A 21,793-nucleotide genomic window follows, 5' to 3' on the forward strand; every position below is an offset into this window, starting at 1 on the left:
ACTATTTATAAATCTAACATTACATAATCTCCAACTCTTCATAACCAAATACGGAACTGCGTACCTTGCACGGATTTCACCCTATAGCCAACCGAAATAATAACATCAAGATTGTAATAATTAACTTCGTGGCTCTGAGTCTTATCTTCAATCGCACCATGCTGAGTGGTTGTTCGGAATTTCCGAACAACCATAGTCTCATTCAGTTCTCCTTCCTCGAAGATGTTCTTGATATGCTCACTTATCGTAGATTTAGCCTTTCCAAACAGAGAGCCGATCTGCGTTTGCGTCAGCCAAACCGTCTCCTCAGAGAATAGTACATCGACTTTTATCGTACCATCCTGAGACTGATATATGATTATTTCGTTTTCTTGTTCCATGCGTATAATGTAACTATGGCTCTATACAATTTCTACTTTGAGATTTAATCCAAATGCCTCTGATATTTTCTCAATCTGCTGTCGCTTCTGTCCGGTTGAACTATGAGTTATCAGGTATAACCCTTTGCCAATCTCCTTCTGATTATAGAAGTTATCCTGTGTATTAGAGACGAGGGGAACGCCACACTGAACGATTCCGAGAGTGCGAACTTTCTCCACACCAGCCAATACGACAACTTCTTGTAATGTTTCGTATGCAAAACGATTCTCAATTACTTTTCCGTTCGGTAAAGTTACACGCAGGTTCGTTTTCGCACTTTTAGAGGGTGAGTTGCGTTTAATCGTCCCGATATTATGCTCAATCTTTGGATCGGGTATAATCTCGATTGTTTCCATCTGCTCCGTAAAATTGCGTTTGCGAGAAATACGCACACTCAGAGGCTCATTCGGCACATAATCAACAACCAACACCAATTCCCGCTGAATCTGATTGATAATCGGCTCTATCTTTTCAGAAACGACGGGTAAAATTTCTTTTTTGATGATTTCTTGCTCCAACTCGGAAGTTTGCTTCAATAGGTCATTACCCAATTCCAAACCTAATTCTTTTAGGTTTTGGATTGTACTATATAGTTTTTGTAATTTAGTCATAGGATCGTTACTTTTTTATTGTCAGCTTTAGCTTGTTGATATAGTGGATAAAGAGAACTTTGCTCATTGAGTGACGCAAACACAACCTCGTCGGCAATAGATATAATGTATTCATTTCGCAATCTGGCAGCTACCTCTGTTTGCCGAGGTGAGTTTGAAACTGATATTATTTGCAATAGACCTTCATTAACGGCAATCTCAAATTCTATCGGTAACTTTTTGTAGGGAGCACGACCGAGAACAAGAATTGTGGGTGTTTTTGTTTTGAGTAGAAAATAGAGTACATCCTTTTCGAGTTTAGAATGAAATCCGCTCACCACACATCGCCCCAACTTTTTTTGCTCTGTTGCCCAGTCATAGCACCCCAACACCGACTCTGAAGAGATGGTGCGAGAGGCAAGAAAAGCTACATTAATCGATATACTCATAGTTTTATCGCAAATCGTTATCTACGCAATATTTTTCAACTATGGGAATATAATTCTCATACCAATACCACTCTTTGCCACCAACTAAAACGCCATAAGTGTTATCTCGTTTTGCATTTATACTCTTCCAGCATTGGGTGAATTGGTATTGATTTAATTTTGAAAATCCCTTATCAATGAGTAATTTGATTATTGCCTTTGGTAAATATTTCTTTTTTTCTTTTTCCTTTATTATAACATACTCTTTATTTATCCCTTCAGCTTCAGGTGAGTTTGCAGGAATAAATTCTATTACTTTATCTGCTTGCCCTTTTCGATTTACTGTTTTGGGCACAAATAAAACTCTATATGAATATTTAGGGTCGTTATATATTTCATCATTAATGGCGTCATCAAATTTTGTAATATAAGTAGCAATATTTGACGGTAACCCAACGATATCTGTCAATTGTTCAACTTGGGGATCTGACAATGATGTAAATTGCAAAGAAAAGGATAGATATTTACTAATACTAAATTGGTTACCTAACAATGAATTGACAGCATTATTGTAATTTATACAGCATGCTTGGAATCTTGCACTCAGCGCATTGTCAATTTTAGTTGTCATTTGATGTTCAATCTCATGTCGCAACCCAATAAGAAATTTGAGATTTTCTTTTACTGTAATATCTAATGGGCACGCATCATCATTTAAACATCGATCCAATTCCCAGTGTTTTTTTGCGCCATATTTTGTCCTATCATATTTTTTGCGCCCATTTGCATTTTGCTTATAATAACAATAATCAATGCCTTGACTTTTATAAAAAGAGTGTAAAAGATAAGTCCATGATATTACAGCAAGAACAATGAATGTTTCTGCTTTAAATTGAATATTAGGATTGTTATATACTTGCACCGCAGAGAGCATCGCTTCGCGTGATTTTACAGCAAGCTCATTCTTTACAGACCATAATTTTCGATTTCCCATGCTTTCTTAGTTATCATTCGTTATCAGTATCGAGCTCGGAGCCCATGCGGTATTTGATGTCGTAGTTGATGATGAAATCTAACTCTTCGTCTGTGAAGTTATAATGTTTGGCTAATACTTTATCAATCTCGTTGATAATCGGTTTAGACGCTCTCACATAGTATTGTTTTTGCATGATTTGACCTTTTGTTTTAGATTTAATTATCTCTTGTTTGGCATTAGTTTCCAACGATTGCAAATAATCGTCACCTAATTTATCAAGCAGTGAAATAACATCATTATTGTCGCAGTTAAATCTAAATCCAAAAATCATATAATCTTTTAGATTAAACATATCAAAATGTACGGAGTAGTACCACCAAAACACATCACTACTTAAAATTGAAACCAATTGAGTTGGTGTTAATACGGCAAAGGAAGTACATTTTTCACTTGCTGTTTTTGTGTCAAAACTCTTATTAAGAAATACTTTCCAGTATCTTCCACCAGCAGTTCTATAATAAAGCCGATTATTGCTATCAACATTTGATAGCAAGTATGAAATAGGATTATTCTTATAAAACTTTTCCAATATGGATGTCTCAATTTTATCTTTTTGTTTTAATATAGAAACAGAGTAACTTTGTGATTGCTTATTCTGTTCAGAATAATGCAATGATACGAATAATAAATTTCTATGCGCAGACAACCATCTGTTAATCCCTGTAGTGAAGAAGCCTTGATTATTACCTCTTCTTATTATTTCAATAATGAGACGTTGATCAACTCCTGAAAATAAACCACTTGGCCTTTCATCATACGCAGAGATCCAAGTGCTTTGATTTTCGGATAATTTTATTACTTTTTGCAAAGACTCCATTCTGTTAGTGTTAATGGAAGGAAGAGGAACAATCAGACCTACTGCAGTATTTAAGTGACTTAAACTAAAGCAACGTTCTGCAATAAAAGCATGAAGATTTGAGCAAGACAATGTCTTGTATTTCTTAGCATCAATAGCATAAACACTTTTCAATTTATTCCCATACTCCACATATGGCGGATTTCCAATTACAACATCGAAGCCACCATTACCTTGAATAATCTGATAAAATTCAGCTATCCAATGGAATGGTTGATGAGAAGCAAGCCATTTTTCGTAAGTACAAGCACTAACAGAATGATGCATTTTTTGGTTCAGTAGCTCATTCAATTCTCTAAGTCTTGTTTGTAAACCATCTTTGGCACGTTTGAAATCTTCAATACTATCATGTTGATTCAATTGAATATGCTTAAATATATCATAAGCCATTGCAACCTTTTGCATCTCAATTTCTATCTTTTCCTCAAATTCAGCTTTAGCAAAGATGTCCCCGAAAGCAATATCATTCATCAACTCTTCTTTAGTGGCATAGCCCACTAAAGTATTTCCGCAACGGATATTAAAGTCAATATCGGGTAGCGGGTCAAGTCCCAGGTTGTCGGCACGCCTATCCACATCGACAACGGCAACCATCTTTAAGAAAAGACGTAGTTTAGCTATCTCGGTAGCCTCTACCATTATGTCAACTCCATATAGATTGCGTAGGATGATGCTCTTGTAGATAAAATGCTGAATATTACTACGGTATTTATTCTCAATCTCGTGGAGCTCCTCGGCAAAAAGCTTGTCATTCTTGCCGTTAAATTCTATCATACGGTCGATACATATCTCGTATAGTGGCTCCAGAATGTTCATCGCGGCAAACAAAAACGCCCCTGACCCACATGTAGGGTCAAGTATGGTTACTCGCTGCAAAGCAGAATAGAAGTGCTTTACAAAAAGGTGATCTTCAGTTGTAGCCAATAGGTCATACACAAATTGGCGGATGTCAAGATTATAGGTGATAAAATCATTTATCGAAGTAATCTCTCCGCCTGCAATTTTATTTTTGATGTCGAAATAACGTGCCCGACGGTCAATCGTCTCTCGCCATATTTCGGTAGGTAATGCCAATTCATCGTGCGTTTTCTCATTCCACCTAACTCGACGCTCCAAAAGATTAGGTGCGGAAGTATCGATGCCTTGTTCGATATAATCTGGCAGAGGTTTATCACACCCCCTGCTAACAGCACTGTAAATGTACTTATCCCCACTATCTCGGAGCATATGCCACACAAAGCCGTTTGCCTTAAAATCTTTTGCAGATGATGTTTTTGCCACCTCGTCCACAAGAAAAGGAATAATACAGTTCTTGCCTATGTACTCAGTAATATCCTCTTTCGTGTAATAAGCCCCCATTTGAGCCCGGTCATTGATATACTGCTCGAAAATATAACCCAACACATCGGGGTTAATATCCTTACCTGTTGCCGTAATCCTTGTGTCGAGATGCCATCGCCATTTGTCGAAGAATTCAAACAACTCTTCGAATGCTTCATCGGGAATGTCAATGTCTTCGTATTGTTTCTCTAATTGGTGCTCGTCGAACATACCACCATTAAGGTATGGGATACGCCCATAAATTGCCTCAAACTCTCGGTTGTGGATCGGATTATTAAGTCCACCATGAAACAATACACACAAGAATCCTTTATAGAAACTACTAAAGAATTTATTGTTACCTCGTTGTTGTTTAGACCATTCTAATTTATTCCGTAGATAGTCTACATCAAAATTCAAAAAACCTTTCTTCTGAATGAAATAACAAAACATCAGTCGATTGAGCATCACCGAAGCATACCACTGACGATCTCCTTCTACTTCAATGCCCTTAATGAAAGAGACAAACGAATTATGCTGTTTTTTGAATCCGGCATAGAATTCTTTGGTAATCTTACCCGAATTAACCTCAAATGCTTGATGAATGCGGGCGGTCACATCGACAATTGTTACCTGTTCATCTATCTCAAAGCTTACATTGTCGAGCTTACTAAATAGGAACTCAGCCTTAGTAGCTTCTGTATACTCAATCGTAACTAAATCACGCTTCTCGACAGTCTTAACTGGTGTTACCCAAAGGTGGTGTTCTGAATTTCGTTGCGTAAATATCAATATATAATCATTGGAATATCTACGCAATTTCATATCTATTTTTCGACATAGTACATTTTGAGGAATTACATCGACCTCACACGTATAGACTAAAAATCCACTTTTATGAGCGACGGCTTTAAAATCAAAGTCAGACTCGTCAATGGCAATTGAAGTGTCGTACTGCGTATTACGGACATTGTCCCATCCTAACTCATTGAACAGTATGCGGAAATCTGCTGACTTAATATAGTTATTAAAGTGTGTTCTATTCATAATTACAGTACATTACTTAAGCCCATTGAACAAATTATTTGAGGATCTCTTTGCATAGCCTCATCTTCGTTGATGATACACAACTCATCGTTTTTTCGGAGTTCAATCACCATATCAACAATGTCATCAATACGAGCTCCTCTTTTAAGTTGTTGTCCTAAAATGTATTTGGCATTTTCATATAGAGGATAGTTATATATATCATCCGTTGCAAGCTTTATTTCATCCTTAAAGAATAAAGATCCCTGTTCGTTCTTACAATACCCATCTAGTAAGGTATAAAGACGATACTTTGTACTAAATCTGCTCCCCAATATGCCACTTGTACGCACCTCCTGTTGTTGCATCATCGATATTGATCTTGATACTATCTCATGGTGAGAGTCAAGTGCTTTAACTGGGGATTCATCCATAGAGCAAGATAGAGCTTTAAGGATAGTTTGCTGAGATTGAGTAACAACCTTCATCTTTTTATCCATCCACGTGAGCATATCATTTCCTTCAGGAGTTTTTGCGTAGGTAATTACCCCCTCTTTTAGCATGCCGTGAGTATTCGCTTTTGTTGAATAAACAACATTACTTAAACTAGGGATGATTTTTTTTAATATCGGATTAGCTTCCGTAGCTGATTTCCAGATTTGAAATGCTTGGGAAGCCAAGTCAATCTCGCCCTCTTCTTCTTCGTCAAGCACTCCATTCTTTTCATTATATATATCCGTTAGGTTTTGCTCATTACCTTCAAAGAAAATCTCATCTCCACCTACCACATTAGCACTTTCATTGATGCGATTATTCAACCTGTGGCGAAGTCTAATAATACTTTCAATACCGTCTGCAGGGAAGAATGAGTAGCAGAATATCTCTTCGGCTGACTGCCCAATTCTATCTACGCGACCGGCACGCTGAATCAAACGGATAATAGCCCAAGGTAAATCGTAGTTTATAACGATATGTGAATCTTGTAGGTTTTGTCCCTCACTCAATACATCTGTAGCAATCAGCACACGATATTGCTGTTCGATTGGTAATGGATGTTCTACCTTATTGCTTATTGGTGAGAACTGTTCTACAATTTGTGTCGGATTGGCAGTGTTACCAGTTACACATCCTACATTTGTTATTTTCCTAGCGACTAACTGCGACTCCAAATAGCTTGCAGTGTCCGAAAATTGTGTAAAAACAATTACCTTTTCTCCATTGTGCGTTTTAGTAATCAGGTCAACTAACGCATTGAGTTTCTGATCCTCTTTCGGTTGCCACGCTCCACATAGTTTAATCATAGCGATTAGCGTGTCGCAATCTTGTTTTAGGGTCTGCTTAAGCGTCCGAGTGAAAAATTGGCTATTAATCCAAGAAACATTACTTCTGTTGTCAGCACTAATCTTTTTGTAGTACCTTTCCCCTAACTTGAGATATTCATCATGATCATCACAAAATGAAATTGCATCCTTAACCCTTTTCTGCGTTTCAGAAATAGTACTTTCAAACAGGGTATTACCCTCATCGTCATCTTCACTATAGCCATCTGGCAAACTACCTTCTTCGCCTATTGGAAGAGGTAATTTATTTTCAATTGCATATAAAAATATTGCATTTCTGAGTATGTGACGATAGAGTGAAATCAAAAAAGAGACACCACTACTATCTAAGCGTTTGAAGAAATTAGTTCTACAAAATCCCATCATACGAGCACCGGCACGTGATAGGTTATCAAGAATCTGTTTTTCAACTTCGGATGCTTCGGATTGTTTTTTATCCGAAATATATCTGCTTAAGCCATAACGAGGCAATCTGAGACCACTCATCAAGTCTATCATTTCAGCAGAATATAGTCTGCTAAACTGATCTCCTTCTACGGTTGGAAATTTTATTGCTTTGGGTAATCTTTCAGGAAAATATGAACGAGTCCCATCTCTAAACTGCAAATACCGTCTATTGCGGTCATTGTCCAGTGGAGCATAGTTGTCCTTAATAAAAGTACGAGTTCTTCTTACCAAAAACAATCGCATTAATTCCCGCCAATCATCAGCAGAAGTGCTTCTTTCAAAGGCTTTGATGCTGCGTATAAAGTCTTCGCTATGCCTCATTGAGAACTCTCGTGCTCCACCAAGGCTGCGAATATACTCTTCGGGTTGCACTCCTAGATCAGCATCTTCACGGATGAATAGCTTAAGCTGATTACTTAAATCACTAAAATCTTTATTGTATGGCGTAGCAGTCAATAGTAGCACTTTGCTACCATGATACTCTATTAGCTCTCGTATATTCCGATACCTTGCCCCATTGTTATTTCTTAGATTGTGGCTTTCATCAACGATGACCAAACGGTAATACTTCATTTGCTTATAGTCTAATCGTTTGGATATAGATATAATATCTGCCTTAAGATCATATTTGATGACGTATTTTTTCCACATCTCTTGTAGATTGGCAGGGCAAATTATAAGGGTACTACAAGAATTACGCATCTCATAAACCTTTGCAATGGCACAGGCTGTTATTGTTTTCCCTAAACCAACAACATCACCAATCATTGCTCCACCACGTTTATCCAAATGCCGAGCAGCTAATTTCACTGCGGTCTCTTGGAATTCAAACAAATCTTCCTTAAACTCAGTTGGTAGCTCATATTCATTGATACCACTTCGTGCCTCTTGGCTTAAGTGATATGCTGTTTTAAGATAAATATAGTAAGGAGGTATTGTATTTACCGAAGCCCAACTCTCATCAATTATTTCTACTAACTCTTTTGTAATATCAACGCAGTATCTATCTTCCCATCTATCATTAAACCAAGTGGCAAATTTCTCAGCACTATCGCTATCTCCAAATTCTGCGTTCAACTCTCCCTGCCCGGATAACCCACCATAAGTAAGATTGCTGCTACCCATGATAGCTTGAATCTTATTAAAATGGTCGTCTGGTCTATGTGCTAAATATAATTTAGCGTGTAGGGGTTCTTTAAGATAAAGTTTCACAGCCACACATTCTTCTTTCATTTGTGCCGACAACCGTCTGAGTGTCCACTCGTCATTTGCAGTTGGAACTCCTATAGTAAGTTGTTTGCGGAATTCGTTTGCAATCTGACGTTTGCATTTCTTCACAGCTTCAGTATCAATAAGGTTATTATTGATCGTTGAATACATCTCTCGTATCAACTCATCGGGTGGGCGGTGCATACCTATTAGCAGCCTGCACGTCCTTAGTACACGCTCATCGTTTCCGTTTTTCTTTTCGTATATCCAATCACCTTGTAGGTTATCAATCTCGTTGACAATTACTTTCCAGCCCCTCAAATTGAAATAGCCAACACAGAAGTCGACTCTCTTAACCCCAACATTAGAGATGATCCCCTGCAATCCGGGAGTAAACATTGTTTCTATATTATCGTATATTCTTGCCATAATCTATTTACTACTATTAAACAATTCTTTCATATCAATATTCAGCAATTCGGCTATTTTAGCGAACGTTTCGACGGATGGCTGTATAGAATTGGAACACCATCTCGATACCGTAGCAGGATCTTTCCCTAATTCCTCGGCAAGCCATTTGCCTGTCCTTTGTTTCTCTACCAAAACGACTTTTAATCTATTGATACGCTTCATGTCGACTGATCTAACTTGATATTTCATGTAAAGATATTGATTATTCCCGGAAATGGTATAATATTTAGCAAAAAATTGATAGCCTAACTATTATACTCTTTGTCGTCCCTCTTTTGCTATTGTAATCGGATTGATGTTAGCTCGTATATTTTCACATTATCTTATAGGATTTCCATCACCAAAATCGCCCGACTTCGGAGGGTGATTACTCCCGCAGGGCAAGGCTTTTTAGAGTAACTAAAAAGGTATCGGGTAACTCGATACACACCTTGCTGTGGGAGTAACCCACAAGCCTTTGAGTAACTCAAAGGACACCTTGCTGAGTTCAAATGAACTCAAAATCCGCCTTTAGGACGGATTGAAAAGTTAGCTTTATTTCCGGTGTATTTAGTACATTCAATCAGCAAACTGTGTCTGCTGGTTATATTATGCAGATTTAGAGGTAAGGGAGTTGAGTTGCATTAAAATCAATAAAAAAAGCAAGCACTCCGGTGCAGCGAATGTGCTTGCTTTTAGAATTATGCGTCATTGTCGGGTCGGTCGTTTTCGTTGCAGGGGCTTTTCTCTGTGCAGGGAGAGGGAACAGGCAAGTTTTACGGCTGAAATACAACCCGAAGCATAGCGCAGGTGTGGAGATTTCAGCCGTAACCCGTTAGGGCTTGAACTTGAATATTCACTCGTACGGAACAACCTTTGCCCCTTCAACGTAAATGAGTGACACGATTACAAGAATTATGATACTGTTGTATAGACGTATTGTCGTATTGGTTTAATGACTTCAATAAGTATAGACGTCTCAATTTACGTATTCAGATTGTTTTTGCACAAAATTTCTGCCTACAGAAATATATAAGGGTATAACACTTTGAGTTATTGCCGATATCATTTTTTGAATCACAAAATCTCTGAATAACTGAGCATTCATCGAGTTTATCCGAAACGCAAGAGCCATAACCATATCCAGCCCGAAATAGTCCTGTAAAATGTTGCGACCAACCAACGTTGCGCCGTTGGTCGTGTCCTCTGCAACAACGTTTGATTTCAGAATTGCCCGTATGTTGGATTTGATGGTGGGTAGCATTACCCCGAACAATTCTGCTATATCAAAGTCCCTCATCCAAATAGTTTTAGTCGGATTACTCGGTAAAGTAATTATACCGTCCTCGCTGATAGTTATCTTTTCTCTTTTCATCGTCTATTATTTTAATGGTTGATTAAATTGCCTGACAGATAAATGATTCCATCTGTTCAATCTGTTTCGACAGCTTCTCCATATCTCGGCTGACTTTCTCCGCTGTAATCTTCGCATAAATCTGCGTGGTGCGGATGCTACGGTGTCCAAGCATTTTAGAGAGTGTCTCAATGGGCACATCGTTCGACAGGCACACGGTCGTGGCGTATGAGTGCCGACTTTGATGCCACGTGACGTTTTTCTCTATACCACAGTGATTTGTGACTACTTTAATGCCATTTTTGCAGTTGGGATAGCAGGGAACGGGTAACAGCTTGCCCTCTTTCGCCATACCTTCGTATTTCTCGATGATGTGTTTGGCAACTTCCAATAATCGGATGTTACTTTTCGTGCCTGTTTTCTGGCGGGTGGTCTTAATCCATAAATGACCATCAAAGGATATTTCCAGATTCTCTTTTGTGAGGTTCGCCATATCCGTCCAACTCAGTCCGGTGAACGTGCAGAAAATAAACAGTTCACGAATGAGTTCATAGCTTTTCTTCTTGAACGTACCATTGATAAGCAGTGTGATTTCCTCTTTCGTCAGAAAGCCCCGTTTAGTTTCTTCTTTCGTGATGCTGTACCCATAGAACGGATCACGTTGCAACCGGCCATTATTGATAGCCATATAGATGATTCTCCGTAGTGGCATCATGTATGACCAGACCGTATTGGTGCAATGGTCTTTCTTCGTTCTTAGGAATAGTTCAAAGTCGGTAATGAAGGCAGGGGTAAGTTCTTTGAGGGCTATATCGCTGACCTTGTAGCGTTGTTTGATAAACTCGGACAAGTGGTTGTATACGGTGCAGTATTTCCAATAGCTGCGCTCGCTCTTGATTTTGCCAACTTGTTTGGCGTAATCCTCGTTGTGCTGACTGAACACGGCAAGCAGGGTTTCATGTTTCATGCCCATCCCTAAGAAAGCATTTCGCACTTTCTCGGCGGTTACATAATTGTCACGGTCGCATATCTCCTGATAGGCTTTATTGATACCCACACGGATTTTATCCAGCATCCGGTTGCCTTCCTGTGCAATGAGGCTTCTGCCGGATAATCTGCCCAATTCGACATTCCATGATTTTTCCTCTACATCCAGCTTGCAACTGAATTGAGATACTTTGCCGTTTACGGTCACACGACACATGACTGGCACAAGCCCGTTCTTCTTTGTGGCATTGCGCTTGAGATAAAATAAGACTCTAAATGTTGATCTCATACTCTACATTTTTTTGATTGCAAAATTATTACCTGTAGAGTTGTTTCTTGATACGCAAAATACTGCCAATCAGTGCAAAAGAATCGGATTTACTTCTTTTTTCATACTATCGCCTCCTTTTCTCGAAAATTCGGTTACATTTGCAGGCGAATAGCGTTTGAAATCCATGTAAATCAGCTCTTTGAAAACCATCTTAAATCCTGCTGCCAGCCAAAAGAAAGTAACGGGATAGTAATGTAACTCTGTCCTCACTTGGCTTTTTGTTGGTTTCGGATGGCTTTCTGCTCTCTCCTTCCTCTCGCTTAAAACGCTATTCATCAGCCTTATTACTGAGCTTTGCGCTAAGTTTCAATTTTAGTTCTTATCTTTGTCCCCGATATCTGAAATTTGTAAATAATAAAATTGTAAATCAAATGATTACTATTGAACAACTTAAAGACGTGAAAGAGCGCACTGATGCGCTGAGGAGGTATCTTTGACATCGACGGGAAGAAAATTCAAGTCGAAGAAGAGCAATTAAGAACACAAGCTCCGGGATTCTGGGATGACCAGAAGAGAGCCGAAGCTCAAATGAAACTGGTGAAAGACCTGCAAAAGTGGATTGAGGGTTACAACGAACTCAAAACGCTGGCAGACGAACTCGAACTGGCATTTGATTTCTATAAAGAAGAACTGGTGACTGAGGAAGATGTAGATGCTGCTTATGTAAAAGCCAGTGAGGCGGTAGAGGCACTCGAACTCAAAAATATGCTTCGTGATGAAGCCGACCAGATGGATTGTGTGCTGAAAATCAATTCAGGTGCCGGTGGTACGGAAAGTCAGGACTGGGCTTCCATGCTGATGCGTATGTATCTGCGTTATGCCGAGACGAATGGTTATAAAGCTACCATTGCCAACCTTCAGGAAGGGGATGAAGCCGGAATCAAGACCTGTACTATCAATATCGAAGGTGACTTTGCTTATGGTTATTTGAAAGGAGAGAACGGTGTGCACCGTTTGGTCCGTGTTTCTCCCTACAATGCGCAGGGTAAACGTATGACCTCTTTTGCTTCTGTGTTTGTTACTCCGTTGGTAGATGACAGTATTGAAGTTAATATTTTGCCTGCCAATATCTCTTGGGATACGTTCCGAAGCGGTGGTGCCGGTGGACAGAATGTGAATAAGGTGGAGTCCGGTGTCCGTTTGCGTTATCAGTATAAAGACCCTTATACCGGTGAGGAAGAAGAAATCTTGATCGAGAATACCGAAACCCGTGACCAACCAAAGAACCGTGAGAATGCAATGCGTCAGTTACGTTCTATCTTATATGATAAGGAACTGCAGCACCGTATGGCAGAACAGGCGAAGGTGGAAGCTGGTAAGAAGAAAATCGAATGGGGTTCTCAAATCCGAAGCTACGTATTTGATGACCGTCGTGTGAAAGACCACCGTACCAACTATCAAACCTCGGATGTGAACGGTGTGATGGATGGCAAAATAGATGGTTTTATCAAAGCTTATTTGATGGAGTTTTCTTCACAAGAATCATAAAAAATAAAATTAGCAAGAGTTATTTTTGGAAAGTTAATAGATTTGTACTTACTTTGTTAGCGTTGAACTTTAAAGCTAACTATTATGGGTAAGGTGAAGAAAAAAGTAGCAATTAGTAAGAAAGAAGAAGAACAAGCCCAGAAGGTTGTCAAAATAGTGTTCGTCTCATTAATTATTTTGGCATTGATTATGCTGATCGCATTTTCCTTTTTCGGCTGATAAGTTCGCCACAAACTATACGGTTAACCCAGATTGTTTGGTTATTGATAGGATGAATATCAAATCCGATCTGTGTTAATCTGCGTAATTTGTGGCGAACTCTTTGTTTTGTAATGCATTTGTGTTCTCTGTAATATAAATGTAACTTTTCTGTCATTTTCCCGTAGTTAATTTGTCATCTCCGTGTATCCTCGCAGTTGTACTTTTGCCGTGAATTTAGTAGCAGACAACTGAAATGAGTAGAATCACAACAACCGTCGTTATGCTTTTGCTGGCGACAATGGCCTTTGGACAGGCAAAAGAAGATGCAGGGGATGGTAAGATGCTGGATAAGCAGACCATGGAGTTTAAGGATTATCTGCCGGAGATTCACGGAACAATCCGGGGAAAGTACGAATACCAGACAGAAACAAGTGAAAGCCGTTTTGAAGTACGTAATGCACGCTTCAGTGTTTCGGGAAATGTGCATCCGATAGTTGCTTATAAAGCGGAAATCGACCTTTCCGATGAAGGCTCTATCAAGATGCTCGATGCGTATGCACGTGTTTTTCCGGTGAAAGACCTGAATTTTACGATTGGTCAGATGCGCGTTCCTTTCACAATAGACGCTCACCGTTCACCACATCAACAGTATTTTGCAAATCGCTCATTCATAGCTAAACAAGTAGGAAATGTGCGTGACGTTGGTTTTACGGCTGGCTATACGAATAAAGGTGGCTTCCCTTTTATCCTTGAAGGAGGATTATTCAACGGCTCCGGTTTGACCAATCAAAAGGAATGGCACAAAACGCTGAATTATTCCATAAAAGCACAGCTATTACCTAATAAGAACTGGAATCTGACACTCAGCACCCAAATGATAAAACCGGAAAATGTGCGTATTAATATGTATGATGCCGGTATTTATTATCAGAATGATCGTTTTCATATTGAAGCGGAATATTTATATAAAATGTACGGGCATGAAACATTCAAAGATGTTCATGCAGTGAATAGCTTTATTAATTACGATTTGCCATTGAAAAAGATATTCAATAAAATTTCTTTCCTGGCTCGCTATGATATGATGACCGACCATAGTGATGGCAAAATGGATGAAACGACAAAAGCCCTGATTATAAATGATTATGCTCGCCATCGTGTAACAGGTGGAATCACATTAAGTCTTTCCAAAGCCTTCATTGCCGACCTCCGGCTGAATTTCGAAAAATATTTCTATAAGAACTCCGGAATCCCTAAAGAATCGGAACGGGATAAAATCGTGATTGAATTCATGACGAGATTCTGATATAAATTGAGAATTGAAAATTGAGAATTAAAAAATGATAGTTTGATACCTCACACCGTGTATCAGAAAACTACAGCGTTTTGATTCTCAATTTTCAATTTTTAATTTATCTTTGTGTCATGGCACAAGAAATAGAACGTAAATTTTTGGTTACCGGTGAATTCAAATCTTTGGCTTTTGCGCAGAGTCGCATTGTACAAGGGTATATCAGTAGTGCTCGTGGGCGTACTGTTCGGGTTCGTATTCGGGATGACAAGGGGTATTTGACGATAAAGGGAGCCTCTAATGCTTCCGGTACGAGCCGTTATGAGTGGGAAAAGGAACTGCCTTTATCAGAAGCAGAAGAATTGATGAAACTTTGCGAACCGGGGATCATTGACAAGACCCGTTATTTGGTGCGCAGTGGCAAGCATATATTTGAAGTCGACGAATTTTATGGTGAGAATGAAGGTCTTATCGTGGCTGAAGTAGAGCTTGAGTCAGAAGATGAGGTCTTTGTGAAATCCGGTTTTATTGGTGAGGAGGTAACCGGAGATATACGCTACTATAACTCACAGCTAATGAAAAAACCGTATAAAACGTGGTGAACGTTAACAAATAAACCGTATATTTGTTCTTAGTATAAAAAAGAGAGCAGTGTATGGATATGGAACAGTTATACGGTTATGTGCCGCGTGAATTGGTTACTTTTGTTTTAGTTACTTTGTTTTCATTACTAATCGGACTTTCGCAGCGTCGAATCAGTCTGAAACGTGAGGGTGAGACTACTCTTTTCGGAACCGACCGTACTTTTACTTTTATCGGTATACTGGGTTACTTGCTTTATATACTCGACCCTACGGATATGCGTTTATTTATGGGAGGCGGAGCCGTGTTGGGATTGCTATTGGGATTAAACTATTATGTAAAGCAATCACAATTTCACGTCTTTGGCGTGACTACCATTATTATAGCTCTGATTACTTATTGTATGGCGCCTATCGTAGCCACCCAACCTTCCTGGTTTTATGTCATGGTGGTCGTGACAGTGCTTCTGCTGACCGAGCTCAAACATACTTTTACGGAATTTGCGCAACGAATGAAGAATGATGAAATGATTACGTTGGCAAAGTTCCTGGCTATCAGTGGCATTATCTTGCCGATGCTTCCACATAAGAATTTGATCCCGGATGTAAATCTCACTCCTTATTCTATCTGGCTGGCAACAGTGGTGGTATCCGGTATTTCTTATCTTTCTTATTTATTAAAGCGATATGTATTCCATGAATCCGGAACATTAGTCTCAGGTATTATCGGCGGATTATATAGCAGTACGGCTACTATCTCGGTGCTTGCCCGTAAAAGCCGGAAAGCCTCGGAGCAAGAAGCCACTGATTATGTTGCTGCCATGTTACTGGCTATCAGTATGATGTTTCTGCGCTTTATGATATTGATACTTATTTTCAGTCGAGAAATCTTCTTGTCTATTTATCCGTATCTATTGACTATGGCAGTGGTGGCAGCTATTGTGGCCTGGTTTATTCATTCCCGTCAAAAGCGTTCCAACGACCAGCCTGTTGAAGAGGAAGAGGATGATAGCAGCAATCCGTTGGAATTTAAAGTTGCTTTGATTTTTGCCGTACTCTTTGTCATATTTACTTTCTTAACTCATTATACACTTGTTTATGCAGGTACAGGCGGATTGAATCTCCTTTCTTTTGTATCCGGTTTTAGTGATATCACTCCTTTCATATTAAACTTATTGCAAAATACGGGTAGTGTTGCTGCATTGATAATTACTGCTTGTAGTATGCAGGCTATCATCAGTAATATAATGGTAAACATGTTCTATGCTTTATTCTTTGCTGGGAAAGGAAGTAAACTTCGTCCTTGGATTCTGGGAGGATTCGGGGTAGTGATTGCTTGTAATCTCGTGTTGTTGCTGTTCTTCTATATTTAAAGAGGCTTTTAGGTATAAAACAACTGTTATTTGTATGGACGAGATAGATTCTTAGATTTATTTTAGAATAAAATGCTCATGTATATAATTCCATAAAAATATCCCTATCTATTTTTACTTGATATTAATAGATAGGGATATTTGTAGAAAGAGCCTTTACCAAGACCAGTCGCTCTCTTTGTAATTTGCTTCTACTGCTGTCTCGATCTCATCAGGTAGATTATGATAGAAATCAAGCCCGGTTATGGATTCTAACTCATCGATAGATTTTGCACATGCTTTAATATTTTTTGATTTGTCGCTTTTGTGCTCTATATAAAATCCAATAGCTTTGTACTGTCCATTCTTGTAAGATAAGATTGTACTGAAGTAATATTTAGGTATCTTGACACCATACGTACCTGTTTCCAGTATTGCATAATCTATGGATGTTCCTTTCACAATGTAAGTTGTATCTTGAGGATTTGACACCTTTGCCCACTCCTGTACTTTGTTCTCTATCGCATCCCAAGTACTTCCACCTTGGTTGAATCCGGTTATTAGTTGCGGACTGATATTAGAATAATAGAATGTCTGACTATTTGCTTCACGGCTATATAATCTGTCACTTGAAGCTACCATGTGTCCTCTATTATACGGTGAATAGTAGTCTTGTTTGTCAGTCCTGTATTGTGCCGGAATATTAGTATCTGGTTTATAATCGTCTTTACGATCCACATTCTTTTGAGAAGTCACATTGTCAAAAGTCAATGCTACCCAACGTACATGTTTTTTCGTACAATCGTATTCATAACTGTAAGTGACAGTCTTTTTTCCATTCTCTGTAGTTGTCCAGGTATGAAAAATGTTCATGCTTCCACCTTTCAGTTTAGGAATTTCGATTCTTCCTGCATACCCTGATGGATTAGGGTCCGGATCAGGATCTGGATCTGGATTTGAACCATTGCCTGCTAATTGTTTGAGTGTGAATTTGGCCTCCTCTTTTCCGGCTGTGATTGTAATAATGACACTTCGTTCAGCTCCGGTATTTGCTTTCATATATCCGCTGATTGAGCCGTTTCCATTGCCGGATGTTCTACTCAACGTGCACCAAGTCTCACTACTTGAAGCCTGCCATGTGCCGTCAGCTTTTACACGAATGATAAATCCACCTCCGTTTCCATTGATTTGCGTTTGGTCTATAGAGGCGATTTCTTGATTCGTATTGCCCGGATTATCAGGGAGTTCGGGAGAATCCTGTTCACTACATGAGATTGCTGTGCTACAGGTTATGAACAGGATGAATAGTTTAAATAATGCTTTTGTCATTTCATTTCTTTGATTAAATAAATAATAGTAGGCAAGTGATCGCTATATCCGTTTAGCCATACACCACCTGCTTGTGTCCGTTTAGGATATCCTTTGTATTTCCCTTCTTTTTGGAACATAAAATCACGGCGGAAAATTTCATGTTTATAAAACTTCAGTGTGCTGCGGTCAGTACCTAGTAGATTTCCGGTAAATACGATTTGATCGAACAGATTCCATTTACCTTTGTACATCAGAGTTCCGTATCCTTTCTTCAAAGTATCCCACCACGGATTGTACAAGTCTGTAGGACCTACATCAGCAGGTTTCCGCTTAGCTCCAAGTGCTACAGCCATACTTTTATCCATCGGGTCATCGTTCATATCCCCCATGATAACAATTTTGGCTGCGGAGTCTTCCCTTAACAGTGAGTCTTTGATAGCTCTTACCTGTTCTCCTGCACGTTCACGTGCTGGGGAAGCCGCTGCTCTCGAAGGCCAGTGATTGACGATAAAGTGCATCTTCTCTCCTGCAATATTACCGCTGGCAATCAGGAAACCGCGCGTCTTATGTATCGTGTCATTGATATATACATAAGGTACGAGCTTGCTATTCGTCAGTTCAAATAGTTTGGGATTATAGAAAAAAGCACAGTCCACACCACGTCGGTCTTCTCCTTCGTAGTGAACATACTGGTAACCTCTGTCCGCTAAAGCAGGTTGTTTCAGTATGTCTTCTAATACTCTGTAATTTTCGATTTCAGAAACGCCGATAATGGCGGGACCCATTGGCAACTTGTCGGTACTTAACAGGCTTAATATTTCCGACATGTTTTTCAGCTTAGCCTTATACTTCATCGTATTCCACTGATTAGTACCGTTAGGAAGATACTCGTAGTCATTCTTACCTTCATCGTGAATGGTATCAAACAAATTCTCCATATTGTAGAACGCTACACTGTAGAGGGCAAATTTCTTTTCCTGTCCATAGGCCATGAGGACGAAAAGAGCGAGTACACCTAAAGTCATTAAGCTTTTTTTCATCTTTGAAATTGATTTTAAAAGTGGGTAATTTGTCATTTGTATGACAAATATCTAAAAAGAAAACGAAAAACCCACCCTTGCGAGTTACTTTTTTTGTAAAAAACATTGTTATTTATAAAATTCTTTGTTATTTTGCGTAACAACTTATTTCATTTGTATTGCAAAACGAAAGACCAATTAACATTAATATAAATTAAATTATGAAACAACGACTAGGGTTAGCGATCGTGCTATTTTGCTTAATGCCAGCACTTTTTGCTCAGCAAAAGGCAAAGCAAAACGCCCGTGAGGACAATGCTTCTTTCATGTTTACAGAATCACAATTGAATGAGGATGATGATGCAGCACAGAGCACATCTGCATTGGTCACTTCTAACAATGATGTTTATCTGTCAAATGTAGGTTATCTGTTTAGCCCAATGAGATTTCGTGTGAGGGGATATGATTCCCAGTATAGTGACATGTATATCAATGGGGTACAGTTTAATGATGCAGAAACAGGACGTTTCAGTTACGGATTAATAGGAGGATTAAATGATGCTACCCGTAATAAGGAGGGGATCGGTCCTTTTGAAATTAACAACTTTACTTTCGGAGCCATAGGGGGAGCTTCCAATATCAATTTACGTGCCAGCCAATATGCGGCCGGTTCAAAACTCACCTTATCAGGTAGTAACCGCAACTATATCTTGCGTGGAATGTATACTTATTCTACAGGTCTGATGAATAATGGATGGGCCTTTACCGGTTCATTGGGATATCGTTGGGGTAACGAGGGAAATATTGAAGGAATCAAGTACAACTCTTTTTCTTACTTCCTCGGTGCAGAGAAAGTATTCAATGATCGCCATAGTCTCTCTTTGGCAACTTGGGGAACACCTACAGAGAGAGGGCAGCAAATGGCGGCAACTGAAGAAGCCTATTATTTAGCAAACAGTCATTATTATAATCCGAACTGGGGATATCAGAATGGAGAAAAACGAAATGCGCGTATTGTACGCCAGTTCGAGCCATCAGCCATCGCTTCATGGAATTTCACCATTGATGATAATAAGAAACTGGTGACGAGTGCCGGATTCAAATATTCCAATTATGGCAAAAGTGCTTTAGGCTGGAATGGTAATGCAGCCGATCCGCGCCCGGATTATTATAAAAAGTTGCCTAGCTCTATCTTCGACGTGTGGGAATCCGTTCCTACTGCCGATGAACTGCAGCAGTTTAATGAGGTTACTGATAATTGGAAGAATAATAAAGCTTATCGTCAGTTGGATTGGGATGCTCTTTATTTTGCCAATAAACAAGCGAATGCATTAGGTAAAGAGACGCTTTATTATGTGGAAGAACGTCACGACGACCAGTTAGCTTTCAACTTGAGTTCTGTATTCAATCATCAATGGAATGAGCGCAATAGCTATGTTGCCGGAATTGCAGTGAATACAACCAAAGGTATGCATTATAAGAAAATGAAAGACTTGCTGGGCGGACAGCTTTATACGGATGTCGACAAGTTCGCAGTACGTGACCATGGCGCTAGTTCCAGCATGGTGCAGAATGACCTCGATAATCCTAACCGTCGTATTGGTGAAGGTGATAAATTTGGTTATGACTATAACATCTATGTGAATAAGCAGAGCGCATGGGTACGTTATCAGGGTAATAATGGCGGATCATTAAATTATTTTGCTTCCGGTAAAATCGGATCTACACAAATGTTCCGTGACGGATTGATGAGAAACGGACGTGCGCCATTGAAATCACTTGGTAGTAGCGGTACGGCGAAGTTCCTGGAAGGCGGTATAAAAGCTGGCCTGAATTGGGCTATCAATGGTAATCATTCCTTTACGTTGAATGCCGGATATGAAGAACGTGCACCGCTGGCTTACAACTCTTTCATCGCTCCGCGTATTAAGAACGACTTTGTGAGAGATTTGAAAACAGAGCGTATCATTGGTGGTGATTTGACTTACAACTTCAATACTCCTTGGGTGATGGGACGTTTGACGGGTTATTACACTCGTTTCCAGAATCAAGTAGAAATGGATGCTTTCTATAACGATAGCGAAGCACGTTTCACTTATCTTTCTATGAACGGTATTGAAAAGGAACATTGGGGAATAGAAGCTGCTGCTACCTTTAAATTGACAAGTGAGCTGTCATTAACAGCTATCGGTACTTGGAGCGAAGCTAAGTATACCAATAATCCGGATGCTGTATTGACGTATGAAAGTGAGAATGAATCAAACCTCGACCGTGTTTATGCTAAAGGTATGCGTGCCAATGGCACTCCGCTTTCTGCTTATAGTCTTGCTTTGGATTATAACGTAAAAGGTTGGTTCTTCAATTTGACAGGAAATTATTATGATCGTGTATATATCGATTTCTCAAGCTATCGTCGTCTTGGCAGTGTATTGGATAAGAATGGTGCCGGTGTAGATGCTAACGGAAATCCGGTTCTCAATGTACCGGGTCAGGAGAAACTGGATGGCGGATTTATGTTGGATGCTTCTATTGGAAAATATATCCGTTTGCGCAATGGAAAGAGCATTAGTCTCAATTTAAGTTTGACTAATATCCTGAACAATACAGATTTGCGTACAGGTGGTTTCGAACAAAACCGTGATGATAATTACAAAGACGGTGACGCACGTGTTTACAAGTTTTCCAAGAATTCTAAGTATTTCTACGCATTCCCGTTCAATGCTTTCTTGAACATTGGTTATAGATTTTAAGAATGT

The 21,793-nt window shown here is 39.3% G+C and carries 17 protein-coding genes and 1 pseudogene; 6 read left to right on the forward strand and 12 right to left on the reverse strand.

All coding sequences use genetic code 11. The features are described from left to right. Positions 1 to 44: 44 nt before the first annotated feature. The 10 genes and pseudogenes from DXB58_RS19010 to DXB58_RS19055 form a co-directional block, all read right to left on the reverse strand. Positions 45 to 380: pseudogene (locus DXB58_RS19010) on the reverse strand (virulence RhuM family protein); the annotation flags it as partial. Between the two features lie 21 nt (positions 381 to 401). Beyond that, a complete protein-coding gene (locus DXB58_RS19015) occupies positions 402 to 1,031 on the reverse strand; it encodes a hypothetical protein (RefSeq protein ID WP_233527323.1) in 630 nt (209 codons plus the stop codon). Continuing rightward, positions 1,028 to 1,459 carry a hypothetical protein gene (locus tag DXB58_RS19020; RefSeq protein WP_122137890.1) on the reverse strand — a complete coding sequence of 144 codons (432 nt, stop codon included), beginning with the start codon at positions 1,457 to 1,459 and terminating at the stop codon, positions 1,028 to 1,030. Before DXB58_RS19020 ends, DXB58_RS19015 begins: the two co-directional genes overlap by 4 nt. A gap of 4 nt (positions 1,460 to 1,463) precedes the next feature. Then, entirely contained in the window at positions 1,464 to 2,432 is a 969-nt protein-coding gene (locus DXB58_RS19025; protein ID WP_122137891.1) for a DUF3644 domain-containing protein, read from the reverse strand. Positions 2,433 to 2,445: 13 nt separating this feature from the next. Beyond that, positions 2,446 to 5,697, reverse strand: coding sequence for a DNA methyltransferase (locus DXB58_RS19030; RefSeq protein WP_122137892.1), 3,252 nt, complete (start codon positions 5,695 to 5,697; stop codon positions 2,446 to 2,448). Between the two features lie 2 nt (positions 5,698 to 5,699). Then, the gene (locus DXB58_RS19035; protein WP_122137893.1) at positions 5,700 to 9,101 is read right to left on the reverse strand and encodes a helicase-related protein; all 3,402 of its coding nucleotides are present in this window, start codon (positions 9,099 to 9,101) and stop codon (positions 5,700 to 5,702) included. 3 nt (positions 9,102 to 9,104) lie between these two features. Then, complete coding sequence (locus tag DXB58_RS19040) at positions 9,105 to 9,332, reverse strand: helix-turn-helix transcriptional regulator (protein ID WP_122137894.1); 228 nt, start codon at positions 9,330 to 9,332, stop codon at positions 9,105 to 9,107. A gap of 769 nt (positions 9,333 to 10,101) precedes the next feature. Continuing rightward, positions 10,102 to 10,497, reverse strand: coding sequence for a hypothetical protein (locus DXB58_RS19045; RefSeq protein WP_122137895.1), 396 nt, complete (start codon positions 10,495 to 10,497; stop codon positions 10,102 to 10,104). A 22-nt stretch (positions 10,498 to 10,519) separates the two neighbouring features. Beyond that, positions 10,520 to 11,752 carry a site-specific integrase gene (locus DXB58_RS19050; RefSeq protein ID WP_122137896.1) on the reverse strand — a complete coding sequence of 411 codons (1,233 nt, stop codon included), beginning with the start codon at positions 11,750 to 11,752 and terminating at the stop codon, positions 10,520 to 10,522. Positions 11,753 to 11,821: 69 nt separating this feature from the next. Further along, positions 11,822 to 12,070, reverse strand: a complete 249-nt coding sequence (locus tag DXB58_RS19055; RefSeq protein WP_122137897.1) for a hypothetical protein — start codon at positions 12,068 to 12,070, stop codon at positions 11,822 to 11,824. A 95-nt stretch (positions 12,071 to 12,165) separates the two neighbouring features. On the opposite strand from DXB58_RS19055, the gene prfB reads away from it, so the two are divergent. From prfB to DXB58_RS19075, 5 genes are all read left to right on the forward strand, one after another. Further along, positions 12,166 to 13,282, forward strand: a protein-coding gene (prfB, locus tag DXB58_RS19060; protein ID WP_122137898.1) for a peptide chain release factor 2 whose coding sequence is annotated in 2 segments (ribosomal slippage) — positions 12,166 to 12,228 and positions 12,230 to 13,282 — 1,116 coding nt in all. Because the reading frame shifts where the segments join, the coding sequence is not laid out codon by codon here. Positions 13,283 to 13,366: 84 nt separating this feature from the next. Further along, positions 13,367 to 13,501, forward strand: coding sequence for a hypothetical protein (locus DXB58_RS28370; protein ID WP_004299554.1), 135 nt, complete (start codon positions 13,367 to 13,369; stop codon positions 13,499 to 13,501). 235 nt (positions 13,502 to 13,736) lie between these two features. Continuing rightward, the gene (locus tag DXB58_RS19065) at positions 13,737 to 14,789 is read left to right on the forward strand and encodes a porin (protein ID WP_122137899.1); all 1,053 of its coding nucleotides are present in this window, start codon (positions 13,737 to 13,739) and stop codon (positions 14,787 to 14,789) included. A gap of 119 nt (positions 14,790 to 14,908) precedes the next feature. Next, positions 14,909 to 15,376, forward strand: a complete 468-nt coding sequence (locus DXB58_RS19070; protein WP_122137945.1) for a CYTH domain-containing protein — start codon at positions 14,909 to 14,911, stop codon at positions 15,374 to 15,376. Positions 15,377 to 15,435: 59 nt separating this feature from the next. Next, positions 15,436 to 16,728 (forward strand): DUF4010 domain-containing protein, encoded by a 1,293-nt coding sequence (locus tag DXB58_RS19075; protein WP_032853303.1) that lies wholly within the window; start codon positions 15,436 to 15,438, stop codon positions 16,726 to 16,728. Positions 16,729 to 16,884: 156 nt separating this feature from the next. Here the strand turns inward: DXB58_RS19075 and DXB58_RS19080 are convergent, their stop codons facing one another. Further along, the gene (locus tag DXB58_RS19080; protein ID WP_122137900.1) at positions 16,885 to 18,036 is read right to left on the reverse strand and encodes a DNA/RNA non-specific endonuclease; all 1,152 of its coding nucleotides are present in this window, start codon (positions 18,034 to 18,036) and stop codon (positions 16,885 to 16,887) included. After that, a complete protein-coding gene (locus tag DXB58_RS19085) occupies positions 18,033 to 19,058 on the reverse strand; it encodes an endonuclease/exonuclease/phosphatase family protein (RefSeq protein ID WP_122137901.1) in 1,026 nt (341 codons plus the stop codon). The genes DXB58_RS19080 and DXB58_RS19085 overlap by 4 nt, the downstream gene beginning before the upstream one ends. Before the next feature lie 200 nt (positions 19,059 to 19,258). On the opposite strand from DXB58_RS19085, the gene DXB58_RS19090 reads away from it, so the two are divergent. Continuing rightward, positions 19,259 to 21,787: a TonB-dependent receptor gene (locus DXB58_RS19090; protein ID WP_004299561.1), complete on the forward strand. Its 2,529-nt coding sequence runs from the start codon at positions 19,259 to 19,261 to the stop codon at positions 21,785 to 21,787. Positions 21,788 to 21,793: the final 6 nt, after the last annotated feature.

Origin of the sequence: Bacteroides sp. OM05-10AA (assembly GCF_003439055.1) — a bacterium.
GTDB lineage: Bacteria > Bacteroidota > Bacteroidia > Bacteroidales > Bacteroidaceae > Bacteroides > Bacteroides intestinigallinarum.